Annotated in this window: 12 protein-coding genes; 10 read left to right on the plus strand and 2 right to left on the minus strand. The window is 67.2% G+C overall.

Annotation, left to right across the window (positions count from 1 at the left end; all coding sequences use genetic code 11):
* Positions 1 to 59: 59 nt before the first annotated feature.
* From AC1RNC_RS10980 to AC1RNC_RS10995, 4 genes are all read left to right on the plus strand, one after another.
* Positions 60 to 1115, plus strand: a complete 1056-nt coding sequence (locus tag AC1RNC_RS10980) for an endo-1,4-beta-xylanase (RefSeq protein WP_492886155.1) — start codon at positions 60 to 62, stop codon at positions 1113 to 1115.
* Positions 1116 to 1183: 68 nt separating this feature from the next.
* On the plus strand, positions 1184 to 1861 hold the full coding sequence (locus tag AC1RNC_RS10985; protein ID WP_492886157.1) for a class I SAM-dependent methyltransferase: 678 nt from the start codon (positions 1184 to 1186) through the stop codon (positions 1859 to 1861).
* A 12-nt stretch (positions 1862 to 1873) separates the two neighbouring features.
* Entirely contained in the window at positions 1874 to 4045 is a 2172-nt protein-coding gene (locus AC1RNC_RS10990) for a hybrid sensor histidine kinase/response regulator (RefSeq protein ID WP_492886159.1), read from the plus strand.
* Between the two features lie 223 nt (positions 4046 to 4268).
* A complete protein-coding gene (locus AC1RNC_RS10995) occupies positions 4269 to 4772 on the plus strand; it encodes a VOC family protein (RefSeq protein ID WP_492886161.1) in 504 nt (167 codons plus the stop codon).
* Between the two features lie 90 nt (positions 4773 to 4862).
* Here AC1RNC_RS10995 and rpoD read toward each other — a convergent pair whose 3' ends face one another.
* Entirely contained in the window at positions 4863 to 6824 is a 1962-nt protein-coding gene (rpoD, locus tag AC1RNC_RS11000) for an RNA polymerase sigma factor RpoD (RefSeq protein ID WP_492837100.1), read from the minus strand.
* Between the two features lie 493 nt (positions 6825 to 7317).
* Between rpoD and AC1RNC_RS11005 the strand changes: the two genes are divergently transcribed.
* Positions 7318 to 7602, plus strand: coding sequence for a GIY-YIG nuclease family protein (locus tag AC1RNC_RS11005; protein ID WP_492837234.1), 285 nt, complete (start codon positions 7318 to 7320; stop codon positions 7600 to 7602).
* Positions 7603 to 7775: 173 nt separating this feature from the next.
* Here the strand turns inward: AC1RNC_RS11005 and dnaG are convergent, their stop codons facing one another.
* On the minus strand, positions 7776 to 9704 hold the full coding sequence (gene dnaG, locus AC1RNC_RS11010; RefSeq protein WP_492886163.1) for a DNA primase: 1929 nt from the start codon (positions 9702 to 9704) through the stop codon (positions 7776 to 7778).
* A gap of 204 nt (positions 9705 to 9908) precedes the next feature.
* Here dnaG and AC1RNC_RS11015 point away from each other — a divergent pair, with 204 nt between their 5' ends.
* From AC1RNC_RS11015 to AC1RNC_RS11035, 5 genes are all read left to right on the plus strand, one after another.
* A complete protein-coding gene (locus AC1RNC_RS11015) occupies positions 9909 to 10772 on the plus strand; it encodes a BON domain-containing protein (protein ID WP_492886165.1) in 864 nt (287 codons plus the stop codon).
* Between the two features lie 198 nt (positions 10773 to 10970).
* Positions 10971 to 12917, plus strand: coding sequence for a M61 family metallopeptidase (locus tag AC1RNC_RS11020; protein WP_492886167.1), 1947 nt, complete (start codon positions 10971 to 10973; stop codon positions 12915 to 12917).
* Positions 12918 to 13244: 327 nt separating this feature from the next.
* The gene (locus AC1RNC_RS11025) at positions 13245 to 15044 is read left to right on the plus strand and encodes a DUF885 domain-containing protein (protein ID WP_492886568.1); all 1800 of its coding nucleotides are present in this window, start codon (positions 13245 to 13247) and stop codon (positions 15042 to 15044) included.
* A 20-nt stretch (positions 15045 to 15064) separates the two neighbouring features.
* The gene (locus tag AC1RNC_RS11030; protein ID WP_492886169.1) at positions 15065 to 15604 is read left to right on the plus strand and encodes a dihydrofolate reductase family protein; all 540 of its coding nucleotides are present in this window, start codon (positions 15065 to 15067) and stop codon (positions 15602 to 15604) included.
* Between the two features lie 108 nt (positions 15605 to 15712).
* On the plus strand, positions 15713 to 18133 hold the full coding sequence (locus AC1RNC_RS11035; protein WP_492886171.1) for a glycoside hydrolase family 3 N-terminal domain-containing protein: 2421 nt from the start codon (positions 15713 to 15715) through the stop codon (positions 18131 to 18133).
* Positions 18134 to 18244: the final 111 nt, after the last annotated feature.

Raw genomic sequence — 18244 nt, forward strand, 5'->3', positions numbered from 1 at the left:
CGATCCGCGAAAGTGGGGACGATTTTGCGATGAGATCGCGCTCCAGCCAAAAGTCCGCGATGCGGCTGACCCGCCGCTCAGCGATCGCCTCGGCGCTGGCTCTCTCGGCCTGCGGTCAGGGGGCCAAGAGCCAGCCGGCCACCAGTACGCCGCTGAAGTCCATCGCCTCGACGCCCGTCGGCGCCTGCGTGCAGCACGCTTTTCTCCAGGACCCGGCCTACGCCGAGCTCTTCGCTCGGAATTACGCCCAGCTCACGCCCGAGTGGGAGATGAAGATGGAGTACATCCTCCAGGATGACGGGCGTTTCCGCTTCGACCGGCCCGACGCCATCGCCGAGTTCGCGCGGCGCAACGGCATAAGGCTCTATGGCACCACCCTCGTCTGGTACGATCAGGCCATGCCCGCCTTCCTGAAGCTGGACGGCCAGGGCAAGCGGTTCGCCGACGCCTATCGCAACTACATCCTGGCCGTCGCCGGGCGTTATCGCGGCCAGGCCGTGGGCTGGGACGTGGTCAACGAGACGGTGGCCGACAACGGCGTGGACCTGCGCCAGTCGATCTGGACGCGCAACCTCGGCGTCGACGAGCACATGGTCCTGGCCTTCCATCACGCCAAGGAAGCCGACCCGAACGCGGTGTTGTTCATCAACGACTACCATCTCGAGAACAACCCGACCAAGCGCGCGACCTTCATGCGCACGGTCGAGCGCCTGCTGAAGGCCGGCGCGCCGATCGGCGGCATCGGCACTCAAAGCCACCTGGATCTCGACTTTACGCGACCGGGCCTGTGCCGCACGGCCGTGCGCGAGCTGGCCGGTTTCGACCTGCCGATCCACGTCTCCGAGCTGGACATCTCGCTGGGCGAAAAGCCGGACTTCTCGCGTCTGCCCGACCTTCAGAAGCGCCAGGCCGACCTGACCCGCGAGTTGGCCGGAGCCTATATGGACCTGCCTCGGGAGCAGCGCTTCGCCTTCACCGTCTGGGGCCTGCGCGACAGCGACACCTGGCTGCACGGCCCGTCGGGCCGGCGCCCGACCGACCAGCCCCTCCCCTTCGACGCCGCGGGACGGCCCAAGCCGATGTTCCAGGCCCTGGCGGAAACGCTTTCGCGGTAAAGGGCGTTTCCGCGAAAACGTCGTTCTACGTACACCAAATCTCAAGCGGCCCGAGACAAGGTGACCGCATGAAACTGATCCACGCCCTCCAGGACATGGACAGCGACCAGTCGCTGTCGGCGCGCTTCCGCCGAGCCCGCGCCGCGCGCGTGGTGACCCTGATCGAGAAGACCTTCGCCGAGCGCGGCCAGTGCCGCATCGCCGACCTCGGGGGCGAGCCGACCTATTGGAACATCCTGTTCGACCGGACATTCCTGGAAGCGAACAAGGTCCATATCAGCCTGTTCAACCCTCAGCCATTCACGGTGGACGATCCGCTGTTCACGGCCGCCGTGGGCGACGCCTGCGACATGCACGAGCACGCCGACCTGAGCTTCGACCTCGTCCACTCCAACTCGGTTGTCGAGCATGTGGGCGACTGGGTTCGGATGGAGGCCTTCGCCAAGGAAAGCCGGCGCCTGGCGCCGCGCTACTACGTCCAGACGCCGTATTTCTGGTTCCCGATCGAGCCGCACTTCTCCAGCCCGTTCTTCCATTGGCGCTCGGAGCAGACGCGGGCCAGGCTGCTGATGAAGCGGCCGCACGGCTTTTCGGAGAAGGCGCCCGACATCGGCGCGGCCATGCGCGACGTCCAGCACGCGCGCCTGCTGGACAAGGCGCAATTCAAGTTCCTCTACCCCGACGCGCGACATATCGACGAGACGTTCGTCGGCCTGACCAAGTCGCTGATCGCGATCCGCGACTAGGGCATCGCCACGATGTGGGGCTTCGCCAGCGTCAAGGACACGCAAGCCAGCGCCAGGACGGCGGCTCTGCTCTGCGCCTATGCGGCGGCCATGGCCTACAGCCTGTTCCTCGCCAGCTTCCTGCGCAACGTGCCGACGCTCTGGACCGCCAACGCGGTGGCGATCGCGGCCCTCATGGTGCTGCCGCGCCGCCAGGCGATCGACTTCCTGATCGCCTCCACGCTGGTGCACATCGGGCTGGAGCTGGCGCTGGGCGTGCCCTGGCGCTTCGTGGCGATCGTCTCGGTGCTGGACGCGCCCCAGACCATCGCCATCGCGGCCCTGATGCGGGCGATGCGCGTGCCCTCCAGGGTCCGCGACGCGCGCGGCCTGCTGATGGTGATCGCCTCCGCCTCGATCCTGACCGCCATCGGCTCGGCCCTGGTCAATGGCCTGCTGATGGCCAGCCGGGCCCGGCCGTTCTTCCAAAATTGGAGCGAGTGGACCGCCTCGAACGTTCTGGGCGCGGCCATCGCCCTGCCCGTCGTCTTGATCCTGATGGATCGCCGCCATCGCGAAGGCTTCAAGGTCCGGCCGCTGGAAGGCGTCGCGACCCAGTTCCTGGTCGTCGCGACCTCGGCCGTCATCTTCGCCATCGACGGCGAGTACAGGGTGATGCTGTTCGCCCCGGTCCTGCTGGCCGCCTTCCGGGGCGGACCGCGCGCCGTGGCGATCGCGGTGACCGGCTCGATGGCCGTGGCGATCCCAGCCGTGCTCTTTCGGACCGGCGCGGACATCAATGCGGCGCTGGGCCCGCTGCGACACGCCCTGATCTTTCACATCGTGCTCTACGCCGTCGGCCTGGTCTCGGCCCTGGCCCTGGGGCGCCAAGCCCGTCTTCAGGCCCTGCTGGTCCGCCGGACCGCCGTCGCTCGCGCCGCCAAGGCCAAGGCCCAGGCCGCCAATCGCGCCAAGTCCGACTTCGTGGCCACCATCAGCCACGAGATCCGCACGCCGCTGAACAGCATCCTGGGCTTCGCCGCGCTGGTGGCCGACGATCCCACCCTGTCGGTCGAGAACCGTCGCCGCCTGGACCTGGTCAGCCGCGCCGGCCGCTCCCTGGCCGAGATCGTCGGCGACCTGCTGGACTTCGCCAAGGTCGAGGCCGGCCGCCTGGACCTGACCCTGACGCCCGTCTCGCCCGCCGCCCTGCTGCGCGACGCCGTGGACATCATCGCCCCCGAGGCGGCCGCCAAGGGCCTTTATCTGCGGGCGATGTTCGAGGGCGATGTCGACGCGCCCGTGGCCCTCGACGAAACCCGCCTGCGCCAAGTGCTGCTGAACCTCCTGGCCAACGCCGTGAAATTCACGCGCGAAGGCGGCGTGGTCGCCCGCCTGACCGCCGGCCCCGCCCCCGGCGCTCTTCGCTTCGAGATCACCGACACCGGCATCGGCATCGCCCCCGAGGTTCAGGCCAGGCTCTTCCAGCGCTTCTCCCAGGCCGATAGTTCGATCAGCCGCAGCTATGGCGGCACGGGCCTGGGCTTGGCGATCAGCAAGGCCCTGGTCAGCGCCATGGACGGCGAGATCGGCGTCGAGAGCCAGTTGAACCATGGCGCCCGCTTCTGGATCACCCTGACCGCCGGTCCCTGCGGCCCCGCCGCCCAGGCGGCTGGCTGCTGCCCCGCGCCGGAGGCCGCGCCCGCCCGCGCCGCCCGCGTGCTGCTGGTCGACGACCATCCGATGAACCGCGAACTGGGCATGGCCCTGCTGACCCTGGCCGGCTGCGAGGTGACCACCGCTGGCGACGGCGCCCAGGCGCTGGAGGCGGTCACGGCCGGCGGCTTCGATCTCGTCCTGATGGACGTGCACATGCCAGGGATGGACGGCCTGACCGCCACGCGCGCCATCCGCGCCCTGCCCGGCCCGGTGGCCGGCGTCCCGATCATCGCGCTCAGCGCCGATGTCCTGCCCGAACAGATCGCCCGCTGCCACGCCGCCGGCATGAACGGCCACGTGCCCAAGCCGATCCGCCGCGAGGAGCTGTTCGCGGCCGTCGCCCAGGCGCTGGAAGGCCGGTCAGAGACCGCCGACCACGCCGAGCGGGGCGACGCCAGAGCGCCTGGGTTTCATCGCCTCGTCTCATCCACGGCCCCGTCCGTCGCCAACGCCGAGACGGGCGCGCCGGCCGCGTTCAACCCGTAACCGTCACGCTCGCCAAGGTTACGCGAGGTTCGGGGTAGTCCAGCTCAAGGTTAAATCGGCTTCATGACGGTCTTGTAAGTTGAGACTTGCCGGCTCCACCCGTACATCGCGCGGCCTCGGCGCATAACGCCGATCAATGAACAGCAAAAGGCGAGCTTAAATCACGCGCGCGGCAGTTGTCGCGCGCCACGGGATCGGCCGCGCCTCCACCAAGGGAAACGAAATGATCCATCATCTGTCCGTCGCCGCCGCCGATCCTCAAGGCGTGGGCCAGTTCTTCGCTGACATCATGGACGGCGTCGTCGTCGACTTCCCGCCCAATCCCGGCAGCTGCATGGTGTTCAAGGCCGACGGCCATGGCACCGCCATCGAGATCTATCCCGCCGGCAGCGTCATGGTCCCCAACGGAGAGCCGGGCGCGATCTTCCTGCGCCAGCCCGAGGCCTTCGGCCGCTCGCCCACCCACTTCGCGCTGAGCATCGACCTGCCCCAGGACGAGGCTCTGGCCCGCGCCAAGGCCAAGGGCTGGGACGCCTTCATCTGCGATCGCGGCGGCCACTTCCGCGTAATCGAGGTGTGGATCGAGAACACCTGGCTGGTCGAGCTGCTGCCGCCGACCTTCGCCGCCGAATATCTCGGCTTCGCCCATGCGGTGACCGAGCAGGCTGACCCGAACATGGTCCTCGACGACCACCAGCCCCAGGCGCGAACCCTCGAAAATGCCTGACAGGCTGCTCCCCCGCGATGCGGGGGAGAACGAAAAACGCCCCGGCCTTCGCGACCGGGGCGTCTTTTGTTTTCGGGCTGAGCCGGACCCCTACGAGTCCAGGAAGCTCCGCAGCTTCCGCGACCGCGAGGGGTGCTTGAGCTTGCGCAGGGCCTTGGCCTCGATCTGACGGATGCGTTCGCGGGTGACCGAGAACTGCTGGCCGACTTCTTCCAGGGTGTGGTCGGTGTTCATGCCGATGCCGAAGCGCATCCGCAGAACCCGCTCTTCCCGCGGGGTCAGCGAGGCCAGCACGCGGGTGGTGGTTTCCCGCAGATTGCTCTGGATGGCCGCGTCGATCGGCAGGATGGCGTTCTTGTCCTCGATGAAGTCGCCCAGGTGGCTGTCTTCCTCGTCGCCGATCGGCGTTTCGAGCGAGATCGGCTCCTTGGCGATCTTCAGGACCTTGCGGACCTTTTCCAGCGGCATGGCCAGCTTTTCGGCCAGTTCTTCCGGGGTCGGCTCGCGGCCGATCTCGTGCAGCATCTGGCGGCTGGTGCGGACGATCTTGTTGATCGTCTCGATCATGTGCACCGGGATGCGGATGGTCCGCGCCTGGTCGGCGATCGAGCGGGTGATGGCCTGACGGATCCACCAGGTGGCGTAGGTCGAGAACTTGTAGCCGCGGCGATATTCGAACTTATCGACGGCCTTCATCAGGCCGATATTGCCTTCCTGGATCAGGTCCAGGAACTGCAGGCCGCGGTTGGTGTACTTCTTGGCGATCGAGATCACGAGGCGCAGGTTGGCCTCGACCATTTCCTTCTTGGCCTGGCGGGCTTCGCGCTCGCCCTTCTGGACCGTCTGGACGATGCGGCGATAGTCGTCGATCGGCACGCCGGTCTCGGTGGCCAGGGCGGCGATCTCGCCCCGGATGTCGAGGACCGACTGGCTGTCGTTCTCGACGAACTTGGTCCAGCGCACGCCCATGGCCTTGACCTGATCCGACCAGGTCGGGTTCAGCTCCGAGCCGAAATAGGCCTTGAGGAACTCGCCGCGGCTGATGCCGTAGCTGTCGGCCAGGCGCAGCAGGCGACCTTCCAGGCCGATCAGACGCTTGTTGATCGCATAGAGCTGCTCGACCAGGGCCTCGATGCGGTTGTTGTTCAGTTTCAGCGTCTTCAGGTGCTGGATGATCGTCTGCGACAGGCCTTCGTAGGCCTTGCGATCGGCGTCGGTCAGATCCTCGCCCTTCAGGCGGCTGCCGACCAGCTTGTCCTGCAGCTTGCGGAAGCTTTCGAACTCGCTGGCGATGGCGTCCAGGATGGCCATGACGCCTTCGCGCAGCTCGCCTTCCATGGCGCTGACGGTCGGGCCGGCGCCGTCGTCGAAATCGTCGTCGTCGTCGCCTTCGCCCTCGGGCTTGGGTTCGGCGCCGGCTTCCTGGTCGACGGGCTCGGCCGGTTCGGCTTCTTCCTCGTCCGCGGCCGGCTGGGCGGCGACGCCATTGATGGCGGCGTAGGTGCCTTCCAGGTCGATGACTTCACGCAGCAGGATGCGGCCCGTGCCCAGTTCCTCGCGCCACACCATGATGGCTTCGAAGGTCAGGGCCGACTCGCACAGGCCGCGGATCATGGTGTCGCGGCCGGCCTCGATGCGCTTGGCGATGGCGATTTCGCCCTCGCGCGACAGCAACTCGACCGAACCCATCTCGCGCAGATACATGCGCACGGGGTCGTCGGTGCGGTCGTAGGCGGCCGGCTTCTCGCTGGTGATGACCGTGGTGTTCTCGTCGCGCGTGGCGACTTCGCCGCCTTCCGAGCCCTCGGCGTCTTCTTCGGCCTCGACCACGTTGACGCCCATCTCGCTCAGCATGGCGAGGGTGTCTTCGATGGCGTCGGGGCTGACTTCCTCGGACGGCAGCACCTTGTTCAGCTCGTCCATCGTGACGTAGCCGCGGGCCTTGGCCTGCTTGATGAACTTCTTTACGCCGGCGTCGGTCAGGTCGAGCAGAGGGCCGTCACCGCCGTTGGTTTCGGGCGCTTCCGTCTCGGCCGAGGAATTGTTGCTCATCAAGCTCTCCGAAATCGACACCGCCGTCGTGCAAGAGCGGCGCCGAAAAAATCCGTATCGAAAAGGAGTCGCCTGCCCGTCGCGCGCTTCCCCCAATAGGTCAGGGTTCTGAGTCAGCGCTTTCCCAAGGATCACGTTCCCGTCAGAATTCGCCAAGCGCGTCCGGATACGCCATGTACAAGCGCTCCGCGAGAGACCCGGCGGAGACCATACAGCGTGGACGCGGCCTGACGCTTTCCCTGATCGGGTCGGCGACCGCTGGGGACCTGGGGCCGCGGCGAGGGTGACATCCTGTTTCGATGAGGGCGCGCGCAACGGCGGCCCGAGCGATGTCAATCAGCTGCTTGGCAAATCCTTGAGTCGGCAAATGGCTTTGGGTGACGCCGGTGTCAAGATGGGATGGCCTTGTTTTGGCGCAGGAGGGTCCAATTTCCGGATGCTCCACACCAATATTTCAATTTATGGTGGAGTTAACGCGCCGGACCGATGGCAAATGGCTTTCTACGTCTACATCATGGCCAGCCGCCGCAACGGTACGCTCTATATCGGCTCCACGGACGATCTTGCCCGGCGCGTCTTCGAACATCAAAGCCGCGTACGAGGGTTCACCGCCAGGTACGGCTGCACGATGCTGGTCTGGTTCGAACAGCATGAGACACGTGAAAGCGCCCTGATCCGAGAGCGACGGATGAAGGAATGGCGCAGGTCTTGGAAGCTGATGGTGATCGAGGAAAACAATCCCGATTGGCGGAATCTCGCCTTGGAATTCCTGGGCTAACGGCCATCCCAAATCCGATTTCCCCGGCGAACGCCGGGGCCCAGATACATCCGGAACGGTTTGAGTGGGCGCGCCTGTAGCCTTGATCAAAATCCAAAGGCTAGCGGGTTCGATCTGGGCCCCGGCATTCGCCGGGGAAATCGGGGTTGGGAGACCGGATCGGGACAGGAAAACTAGTGCAACACCTGCGAGACCATCTCGGGATCGGTCCATCCGCCGCTGTCGATCAGGCGCTTGACCGCGTCCCTTTCGGTCTTCAGGCGCAGCAGGGTCTGGAAGTCGCTGTCATCGACGAGATCGATCTTGGCGTCGTCGACCGCGCGCTCCAGGGCCGTCAGGCGGATCAAAAGGTCGAAAGCCTGCGACCAGAGGACGCGGATGGCTTCTTCCGGGTTCTGGGCGGCGCTTTGGGCGACATCCAGCGCCTTGACGCCGGCGGCCGACCGCTCCAGCAGCGCCAGGACCCCGGCGTCGTAGCCGATCGAGGCCAGGCGGCCGCGCACCATGCCGGTCTCGACATGGTCGACCTCCATGCGCAGGTTCACAAGCTCGTGGGCGATGCCGTCCAGGCGCGCGTCGCCCAGGCCCTGGTTCATCAAGACCTCGATGCGGTCGTCGACGACCTTGGGGTCGCGGATGGCGGCGATCAGCAGAGCGGCCGAGAACGGCTTGGGGGCGTGCTGCAAGGCCTGGGCGGCCGCGCGCCCCTCGGCCGTGGAGCCCTCGATCCGGGGCTTGCCGAACTTGCGGGGCGTGTTGTCCCAGCGTTGGCGCGACAACTGCCGGCCCGCGTCGCTGGCGTCGGTCTTGACCCGCCGCGCCGCCCGCATCTCGTCGAGGCGATCCAGCAGCTCCTCTTTATAGGCGTGCGCCAGGTCCTTGTCGGCGATGGTCGCCGCCAGGGTGCGCAGGCGAACCTTGAGGTTGGTGCGCTGCTCGGGGGTGTCGAAGGGTTCGACGTCGCGCTCGCGCTCGAACAGGGCCTGGACGAAAGGCTTGGTGTCGCTGAGCTGGGCCTTCAGCGCCGCCGGCCCCTGATCGCGCAATATGTCGTCGGGATCCTTGCCGCCGACCGGCATGGAGAACAGGAACGAGCGGCCAGGCTTCAGCAGCGGCAGGGCGCGGTCGATGGCGCGGTGGGCGGCGCGCTGGCCGGCCTTGTCGCCGTCGAAGCAGAGGGTGGGCGTCGGATGCAGGCGCCACAGCCCCTCCATCTGCTCCTCGGTCAGGGCCGTGCCCATGGCCGCCACGGCCGGCACGCCGGCGCGCTGGCAGGCGATGACGTCCATATAGCCCTCGACCACCACCATCGGCGGCTTGCCCCCGCCGCTCTGGCCGTCGTGCAGGATCTTGCGGGCCTCGAACAGGCCGTACAGCACCCGCCCCTTGTGGAAGAGTTCCGTCTCGGGGCCGTTCAGGTATTTGGCGCGGGCGTTGGGATCCATGGCCCGGCCGCCGAACGACACCACCTTCCCCCGGCTGTCGGCGATCGGAAAGATGATCCGGTCGCGGAAGCGGTCATAGGGCTGGCCGCCGTCCTCGGGCGAGATCAGCACCCCGGCGTCCACGAGGTCGCCCGGCTTGGCGCCCTTGGCGACCAGGTAGTCCTTCAGCCCCGTGCGGTTGTTGGGCGCGAAGCCGATGCGGAAGCGGCTCCACTCGGTCTCGGGCAGGCCGCGCTTTTCCAGGTAGGCGCGGGCGGCCTGGCCCACCGGGCGGCGCAGCTCGGCCTCGAACCAGGCGGCAGCCAGCTCCATCCAGTCGCCCAAGGACGAGCGCTTCTGCTCCTCGCGGGCCGCGTGCGGATCGACGGCGGGCAGGCTCATGCCGGCCTCGGCCGCCAGCCGCTCGACGGCTTCCGCGAAGGTCAGCCGCTCGGTCTCCTGCAGGAAGCTGATGATGTCGCCGTGCTTGCCGCTGGAGAAGCAGTGATAGAAGCCCTTCTCGTCATTGACGAAGAACGACGGGCTCTTCTCCTTGGTGAACGGCGACAGCCCCGCATATTCGCGCCCCTGCCGGCGCAGCTTCACCGTCTTGCCGACGACGTCGGACGGGCGAAGGCGGGACTTCAGTTCTTCGAGGAAACGGTCGTCGAAACGCATTGAGGCTGGGGGCCGATCGGTGAACGCGCATCATAGTGAAGCGCGGCGGCGCAGATATCGGACGTAGGTCCTTCGCCCACAAGTTTGGCGAGTCTGTGGATATCTCAAGCTCGGCCTTAGGAACATCGACTCCGCCCTCTTCGTTTTGAAGGTCGGGGCGCTTCGACGCGCCCACCGCTTCCAAGCCCGCCACGGAGAAGACCCATGCCCCAGAAATGGAATGACCGCGAAGGCCGCTTCGACGTCGAAGCCGACGGTGATTTCGACCGCCAGCAAGGCTATGGCTACGACGCCTCGCGCCGTCGCGATCCGGCCTATGACACCTCTTACCGCAACGAAGGCGGCTATCGCGCCGAGCGCGGTCCGCGCCGCCACGGCGGCGAGTTCCTGCGCGCGGCGCAAGCGGGCGGCGACATCGGCTATGGCCGCACGCGCTCGGGCGCCGACTACGGGGCCGGCGCGACGGGTTATCGCTCGCCGGGCGACTATGGCCGCGTCGGCGGTCACGACTTCGGCGGCGCGACCGGCGACTACGGCTCCAGCGGCTATTCCGGCCGCACCCCCGACTATGGCGACGAGCGCTATTTCGACGGCCCCGACCGCGATCGTTCTGGCCGCGAGGGCGCCTATGGCCGGGACTACAACCCCTATCGGTCGTTCAGCCCGCGCGGCCAGCGGCCCCACCAGGAGGAGCGCACCTGGTTCGACCGCGCTCGCGACGAAGTGTCCTCGTGGATGGGCGACCAGGACGCCCTGCATCGCCGCGAGGCCGACGGCGCCCATCGCGGCCGGGGCCCCAAGGGCTATCGCCGCTCGGACGAGCGCATCCGCGAGGATGTCAGCGACCGCCTGACCGACGACAGCTGGCTGGACGCCAACGGCATCGAGGTCGCGGTCTCCGACAGCGACGTCACCCTGACCGGCACGGTCCGCTCGCGCGAGGACAAGAAGCGCGCCGAGGCCCTGGCCGAGAGCGTCTCGGGCGTCGACAATGTCCAGAACAACCTGCGGGTCGACCGCGGGACCGACACGACGGCGACCACCGTTCCGCTGTCGCCGCTGGGTTAAGGGCCAGAAGCTCCGCCCGTCACCGACGGGCGGAGCGCCTTTTCGCGTTACCCTTCCGACGCTTGATTTCAGCGCCGAAACGCAAATTCGGCCGCATACCCACGTTCTTGCCCATCCGGCCAACTTGCCCTCGACAAGCGAGGGTTAACGCCACAAACATCCCGGCTTCTCTTCGCGGGAGCACGCCCGCGCGTCGCATTGGGGTGTTTCGTGAAAGCGCTGTTCTTCTCGGTCTCCGTCCTGTCCCTGGTCGCCACGGCGGCTATGGCCCAGACTTCTCCCCTGCCGGAGTCCGCGCCGCCTACTCCGCCGATCGAAGCTCCGCGGGATGTGCCCTACGCCGCCGGCACGCTGAAGGTCGCCGTCGACGCCACCGATCTCGACCGCAAGATCTGGAACGTCACCACGACCATGCCGGTCAGCAAGGCCGGCGACTTCGTGTTCCTGTATCCGCAGTGGGTCCCGGGCGGCCACTCGCCGCGCAACGACCTGGACAAGCTGGCCGGCCTGGTGGTCACCGCCAACGGCAAGCGCATCCCCTGGACCCGCGACGTGGTCAGCGTCCACGCCTTCCACGTCGACGTCCCGGCCGGCGTCACCGAGCTGCAGATCAGCTACCAGTTCCTGACCGCCGTCGAAGGCAAGGTCGGCCGCATCGAGGTCACGCCCGAGATGCTGAACCTGCAATGGCTGCAGGTGACCATGTATCCGGCCGGCTACTACACCCGCCAGATCCCGATCGAGGCCAGCGTCAAGCTGCCGGAAGGCTGGAAGTTCGCCACCGCCCTGGAAACCGCCAAGACCGAAGGCCAGGTCACGACCTTCAAGCCGACCAATGTCGAGATCCTGGTCGACTCGCCGATGATGGCCGGCAAGTACTTCAAGTCGATCGAGCTGGATCCGACCGGCCCGGCCCCGGTGCGCCTGAACCTGATCGCCGACAGCCCCGAGAACCTCGAGGCCAAGCCGGAATACATCCAGATCCACAAGGATCTCGTCCAGCAGGCCTACAAGCTCTACGGCTCGCACCACTACGATCACTACGATTTCCTGGTGGCGATGTCCGACAAGCTGGGCGGCATCGGCCTGGAGCACCATCGTTCGAGCGAAAACCGCGTCGCCCCGAAGTACTTCAACGAGTGGGACAAGAACTTCGTCGGCCGCGACCTGCTGAGCCACGAATACACCCATTCGTGGAACGGCAAGTTCCGTCGCGCCGCCGACCTGTGGACCCCGAACCTGAACGTGCCGATGCGCGACAGCATGATGTGGGTCTATGAGGGCCAGACCCAGTACTGGGGCAACGTCCTGGCCGCCCGCTCGGGCCTCCTGACCAAGCAGCAGGCGATGGACTCGCTGGCCGCCACGGCCGCCGCCTATGACAACCGTCGCGGCCGCGACTGGCGTCCCGTGCAGGACACCACCAACGACCCGATCATCGCCAACCGCAAGCCGCTGTCGTGGCTCTCCTGGCAGCGCAGCGAGGACTACTATTCCGAGGGCCTGCTGGTCTGGCTCGACGCCGACACCCTGATCCGCGAGAAGACCGGCGGCAAGAAGTCGCTGGACGACTTCGCCAAGGCCTTCTTCGGTGTCGACAACGGCTCGTACAGCGAGAAGACCTACACGTTCGACGACGTGGTCAGCACGCTGAACGGCGTCTACGCCTATGACTGGGCGACCTTCCTCAAGACCCGCATCCAGGAGGTCCAGGAGAAGGGGCCGCTGGATGGCTTCGCGCGCGGCGGCTACAAGGTCGTCTATACCGACACCCCCACCGAGTTCATGAAGTCGGCCGAGACCAAGGCCAAGAACACCCCGCTCAGCTATTCGCTGGGCCTGACGGTGGGTTCGGACGGCGTGCTGACCGACGTGCAGTGGGGCGGCCCGGCGTTCAAGGCCGGCTTGACGCAAGGGCTCACGGTCGTGGCGGTCAACGGCGAGCAGTTCGACGGCGACAAGCTGAAGGCCGCCGTCAAGGCCGCCGCCAAGCCGGACGGCCAGCTGGTCGAGCTGCTGATCAAGGACGGCGGTCGCTACAAGATGGTCAAGATCGACTATCGCGGCGGCCTGCGCTACCCGCGCCTGGAGCGGATCGGCGGCGCGCCGGACCGCCTCGGGGACATCCTGACGCCGCGCAAATAAGGCCAAGCATTTTCGAGCGAACCGGATGCCGGTTCGCGTGAAGAAAATGCGTGGAAGGAAAGAGAAGTTCGCCAGCAGGCTGCGAGCCGCTCGCAGCCTGCGACGATTTGGGGAAGAGCGGGAAGCCGACATCCGTGCCACCTTCCTGATCGTTCAATCCCTCTGAACGCGTACCGAAAAGGGCCCGTGCCCCTCTCCCAAGCGGGCCCTTTTTTACGTCTGGTTTGGACCCTCCCCATTTTTTCGTCCGGACATTGACGCTCGCGTGACGGCGAGGGAACGATGCGCCGCGCCGGGCGCGGGGCCCACGGCGTTTCAGCGTTAGGGATCGCCATGCTCGACCGTCGCCAGATCATGATGGGGACGGCCGCGGCCGCCCTTACCGCCGGCTTTGGGGCAACGGCTCTTCCGGCCTCGGCGGCCACACCGAAGGAACAGCTCTACGCGCTGTTCGACGCCTTCTTCGACGAGGACCTGAGCGACAGCCCCGAACAGGCCACGAACCTGGGCCTCGACATCGGCAAGCACGCCGACGCCCGCTCGAAACTCTCGGACCGCTCGATCGCCGCCTGGAAGCGCGACCGCGCCCAGCCGGCCCGGCGCATCGCCCGCCTGAAGACGATCGACCGCAAGGCTTTGAGCGGCGACGACGCCATCAACTACGACACCGCCCTGTTCAACTACGAGGCCCGCGAGGGAACCTCGCGCTTCGACTACGGCGGCGGCTCGCGGCCGTTCGTGTTGACCCAGTATTATGGGGCCTACATCTCGACGCCCAACTTCCTGGACAGCAAGCACAAGATCGAGTCGGCCGCCGACGCCGACACTTACATCGCCCGCATGAAGGCCTTCGCCACGGTCCTTGACCAGGAGACCGAACGGGCCAGCGCCGACGCCGCCAAGGGCGTGATCCCGTCGGACTTCATGGTCGACAAGGCCATCGCCCAGCTGCAGCAGTTCCGCGCCATCCCGGCCGACAAGAACGTCATGGTCGCCTCGGCCGCCCGTCGCGCCAAACAGTATGGCGACTATGACGTCCAGGCCGCCAAGGTGCTGACCGGCGAGATCCAGCCGGCCCTCGACCGCCAGATCGCCGCCTTGCAAGCCATGCGCCCCAAGGCCGTCCACGACGCCGGCATCGGCCGCCTGAAGGACGGCGACGCCTTCTACGCCGCCCTGCTGAAGATCTACACGACGACCAACAAAACCCCCGAGGAAGTCCACCGCCTGGGCCTGGACGAAGGCGCCGAGATCCAGGCGCGCATGGACGAGATCCTCAAGAAGCGCGGCTTGACGCAAGGGTCGGTCGGCGCGCGCATGGCCAGCCTCGGGACCCAGCCCGACCAGGTGTTCCCCAACACCGACGAGGGCCGCGCCCAGATCCTGGACTATTGCCGAGGGCGACTGGCCAAGCTGCAGCCCGAGCTGCCCAAGTGGTTCGGCCTGATGCCCCAGATCCCGGTCGAGGTCCGCCGCGTGCCGACCTATACCGAGGCCGGCTCGTCGGGCGCCTATTACGAGCGGCCGGCCCTGGACGGCTCGCGTCCCGGCGCGGTCTATATCAACCTCAAGGACACGGCGGAGTGGCCGCGCCTGTCGCTGGCGACGCTGATCCACCATGAGGGCGCCCCCGGGCACCATTTCCAGCTGGCCCTGGTCGCCCAGAGCAACCTACCCAAGCTGCGCCAGAACATGGGCTTCTCGGCCAATACCGAGGGCTGGGCGCTCTATGCCGAGCAGGTGGCCATGGAAATGGGCATGTACGAGGGCGACGACCTCAGCCTGCTGGGCATGTATCAGGCGCGCCTGTTCCGCGCCTCGCGCTGCGTGGTCGACACCGGCCTCCACGCCAAGGGCTGGAGCCGCGAGAAGGCCATCGCCTACATGGTCGACACCGGCGGCGACTCCCTCGGCAAGATCTCCCGCGAGGTCGACCGCTACTGCGCCAACCCCGGCCAGGCCTGCTCGTACAAGGTCGGCCACACCGTCTGGGCGGCGTCGCGCGAGCGCGCCAGGAAGCGCCTGGGGAGCAAGTTCGACATCAAGCGCTTCCACGACACCGCGCTGATGGTCGGCCCCGCGCCGCTGACGGTGCTGGAGGGCGTGATCGATCGGTGGCAGGGATAGCGTGGGGAACGGGAGAGGTCATGGCCAAGCTCGTGTTCGGGATGAACCAGTCGCTAGACGGCTACGTCGATCACGACGCATTCGCCCCCGACCCCACGCTGTTTCGAAACTTCATCGAGGAGGCGCAAGCCCAGACTGGAAGCCTCTACGGCCGCAAGATCTATGAGATCATGCGCTATTGGGATGACGACCAGCCCGAGTGGACCGCCGACAAGCAGGCCTTCGCGGCGGCCTGGCGCAGGCAGCACAAGTGGGTCGTCTCGCGCGGGCGGCCGGCGCTCGGTCCCAACGCCAGCCTGGTCGAGGGCGATCTCGAAAGCGCGGTCCGACGGCTGAAGGCCGAGCAGGACGGAGAGATCGAGGTCGCCGGCCCGAACCTGGCGGGAAGCCTCACGGCGCTCGGCCTGATCGACGAGTACCGCATCTATCTGCACCCCGTCGTGCTGGGCGGCGGCGCGCCCTATTTCGTCGCCGCCCGCCCTCGGCTGCGCCTGGTGTCCAGCGACCGGATCGGCGCGGACGCGATCCGGCTGACCTATGTCCCCGAGCCAACAAAATGAGACCGGTACCATTTCCATCTTGAGTGGTCTGACAACTGCCTCCATAGTGCCTTGACGAAGACGGCCCCAGAGCCGTCGGCCATTGCGCACCTTCGGGGAAACAAACGGATGACCACCACCCTCACCCGCCGCCTGTTCGGCGCGAGCCTCGCCGCCCTTTCGGCCGCCGCCATGCCGGGCCTCGCGCAGGCCGCCGGCAGGGCCGCCAAGGCCAAGTCCGACAAGCCGCTCTACAAGGACGCCGCCCAGCCGATCGACGCCCGGGTCCAGGACCTGCTGGGCCGCATGACGCTGGAAGAGAAGGCCGCCCAGCTGATCGGCATCTGGCTCACGAAGAACAAGATCCAGACCTCCGAGGGCGAGTTCTCGCCGGAGGAGGCCAGCAAGAACTTCCCCAATGGCCTGGGCCAGATCTCGCGTCCGTCCGACCGCAAGGGCGCCAAGCCCGCCACGGTGATCGACGCGGCGGCCGGCGCCGACGACGGCGCGGTCAACCGCAACGCCAAGGAGACCGCGCGCTACACCAACGCCGCCCAGAAGTGGGCCGTGGAGAAGACGCGCCTGGGCATCCCGCTGCTGATGCACGACGAGGCCCTGCACGGCTATGTCGCCCGTGACGCGACCAGCTTCCCGCAGGCCATCGCCCTGGCCTCGACCTTCGACACCGAGCTGACCGAGAAGATCTTCGCCGTCGCCGCCCGCGAGATGCGCGCGCGGGGTTCGAACCTGGCGCTGGCGCCGGTGGTCGACGTGGCCCGCGACCCGCGCTGGGGCCGCATCGAGGAGACCTATGGCGAGGACCCGCATGTCTGCGCCGAGATCGGCCTGGCCGCCATCCGAGGCTTCCAGGGCACGACCCTGCCGCTGGCCAAGGACAAGGTCTTCGTCACCCTCAAGCACATGACCGGCCACGGCCAGCCCGAGAACGGCACCAATGTCGGCCCGGCCCAGATCGCCGAGCGCACCCTGCGCGAGAACTTCTTCCCGCCGTTCGAACGGGCGGTGAAGGAACTGCCGGTCCGCGCCGTCATGCCGTCGTACAACGAGATCGACGGCGTCCCGTCGCACGCCAACCGCTGGCTGCTGACCAAGGTCCTGCGCGAGGAGTGGGGCTACAAGGGCTCGGTCCAGAGCGACTACTTCGCGATCAAGGAGCTGATCGCCCGCCACAAGCTGACCACCGATCTCGGCGAGACGGCGGTGATGGCCATGCACGCCGGCGTCGATGTCGAGCTGCCCGACGGCGAGGCCTACGCCCTGATCCCGCAGTTGGTGAAGGACGGCCGCATCCCGCAGTTCGAGGTCGACGCCGCCGTGGCCCGCGTCCTGACCATGAAGTTCGAGGGCGGTCTGTTCGAGAACCCCTACTGCGACGAGAAGACGGCCGACGCCAAGACGGCCACGCCGGACGCCGTCGCCCTGGCCCGCGAGGCCGCCCGCAAGGCCGCCGTGCTGCTGAAGAACGACAAGGGCCTGCTGCCGCTGGACGGCAAGAAGATCAAACGTCTGGCCCTCTTGGGCACCCACGCCAAGGACACGCCGATCGGCGGCTATTCCGACATTCCGCGCCACGTGGTCTCGATCCACGAGGGCCTGACCGCCGAAGCCAAGGCCCAGGGCTTCACGCTCGACTACGCCGAGGCCGTGCGGATCACCGAACAGCGCATCTGGGCGCAGGACGAGGTCAAGCTGGTCGACCCGGCCGTCAACGCCAAGCTGATCGCCGAGGCCGTCGAGGTCGCCAGGAAGGCCGACGTCGTGGTCATGGTGCTGGGCGACAACGAACAGACCAGCCGCGAGGCCTGGGCCGACAACCACCTGGGCGACCGCGACAGCCTGGACCTGATCGGCCAGCAGAACGACCTGGCCAAGGCGATCTTCGACCTGGGCAAGCCGACCGTGGTGTTCCTGCTGAACGGCCGCCCGCTGTCGATCAACCTGCTGGCTCAGCGCGCCGACGCCATCATCGAGGGCTGGTACCTCGGCCAGGAAACCGGCAACGCCGCCGCCGACGTGCTGTTCGGCCGCGCCAATCCGGGCGGCAAGCTGCCGGTCAGCATCGCCCGCGACGTCGGCCAGCTGCCGATCTACTACAACCGCAAGCCCACGGCCCGCCGCGGCTATCTGCTGGGCGACACCAGCCCGCTGTATCCGTTCGGCTTCGGTCTCTCGTACACGACCTTCGACATCTCGGCCCCGCGCCTGGCGAAAGCGAAGATTGGCCAGGGCGAGAGCGTCAAGGTCGAGATCGACGTGGCCAACACCGGCAAGGTCGCCGGCGACGAGGTGGTCCAGCTCTACATCCACGACGAGCAGGCCTCGGTCACCCGTCCGGTGCTGGAGCTGAAGCACTTCAAGCGCGTCACCCTGGCGGCCGGCGCCAGGACGACTGTGAGCTTCGAGATCAAGCCGTCGGACCTGTGGTTCTGGAACCTCGACATGCAGCGCGTCGTCGAGCCGGGGGACTTCTCGATCCTGGTCGGCCCGAACTCGGTGGACCTGAAGAAGGCGACGCTGACGGTGGCGTAAGCCTCCAAATCCGTTCTTCCCGATGAAAGCCGGGACCCAGATCGAACCCACGAGCGTGGGAGGGTTTGCCAAGCCTTTAGCGGGCCAACCCAAGACGCTCCGGATGAATCT

It is taken from the genome of Caulobacter sp. GW822-FHT01G02 (assembly GCF_058802865.1).

Coding starts and splice junctions, on each gene's coding strand:
- AC1RNC_RS10980 (WP_492886155.1), top strand. CDS start 60: ATGCGGCTGACCCGCCGCTCAGCGATCGCCTCGGCGCTGGCTCTCTCG.
- AC1RNC_RS10985 (WP_492886157.1), top strand. CDS start 1,184: ATGAAACTGATCCACGCCCTCCAGGACATGGACAGCGACCAGTCGCTG.
- AC1RNC_RS10990 (WP_492886159.1), top strand. CDS start 1,874: ATGTGGGGCTTCGCCAGCGTCAAGGACACGCAAGCCAGCGCCAGGACG.
- AC1RNC_RS10995 (WP_492886161.1), top strand. CDS start 4,269: ATGATCCATCATCTGTCCGTCGCCGCCGCCGATCCTCAAGGCGTGGGC.
- rpoD (WP_492837100.1), bottom strand. CDS start 6,824: ATGAGCAACAATTCCTCGGCCGAGACGGAAGCGCCCGAAACCAACGGC.
- AC1RNC_RS11005 (WP_492837234.1), top strand. CDS start 7,318: ATGGCTTTCTACGTCTACATCATGGCCAGCCGCCGCAACGGTACGCTC.
- dnaG (WP_492886163.1), bottom strand. CDS start 9,704: ATGCGTTTCGACGACCGTTTCCTCGAAGAACTGAAGTCCCGCCTTCGC.
- AC1RNC_RS11015 (WP_492886165.1), top strand. CDS start 9,909: ATGCCCCAGAAATGGAATGACCGCGAAGGCCGCTTCGACGTCGAAGCC.
- AC1RNC_RS11030 (WP_492886169.1), top strand. CDS start 15,065: ATGGCCAAGCTCGTGTTCGGGATGAACCAGTCGCTAGACGGCTACGTC.
- AC1RNC_RS11035 (WP_492886171.1), top strand. CDS start 15,713: ATGACCACCACCCTCACCCGCCGCCTGTTCGGCGCGAGCCTCGCCGCC.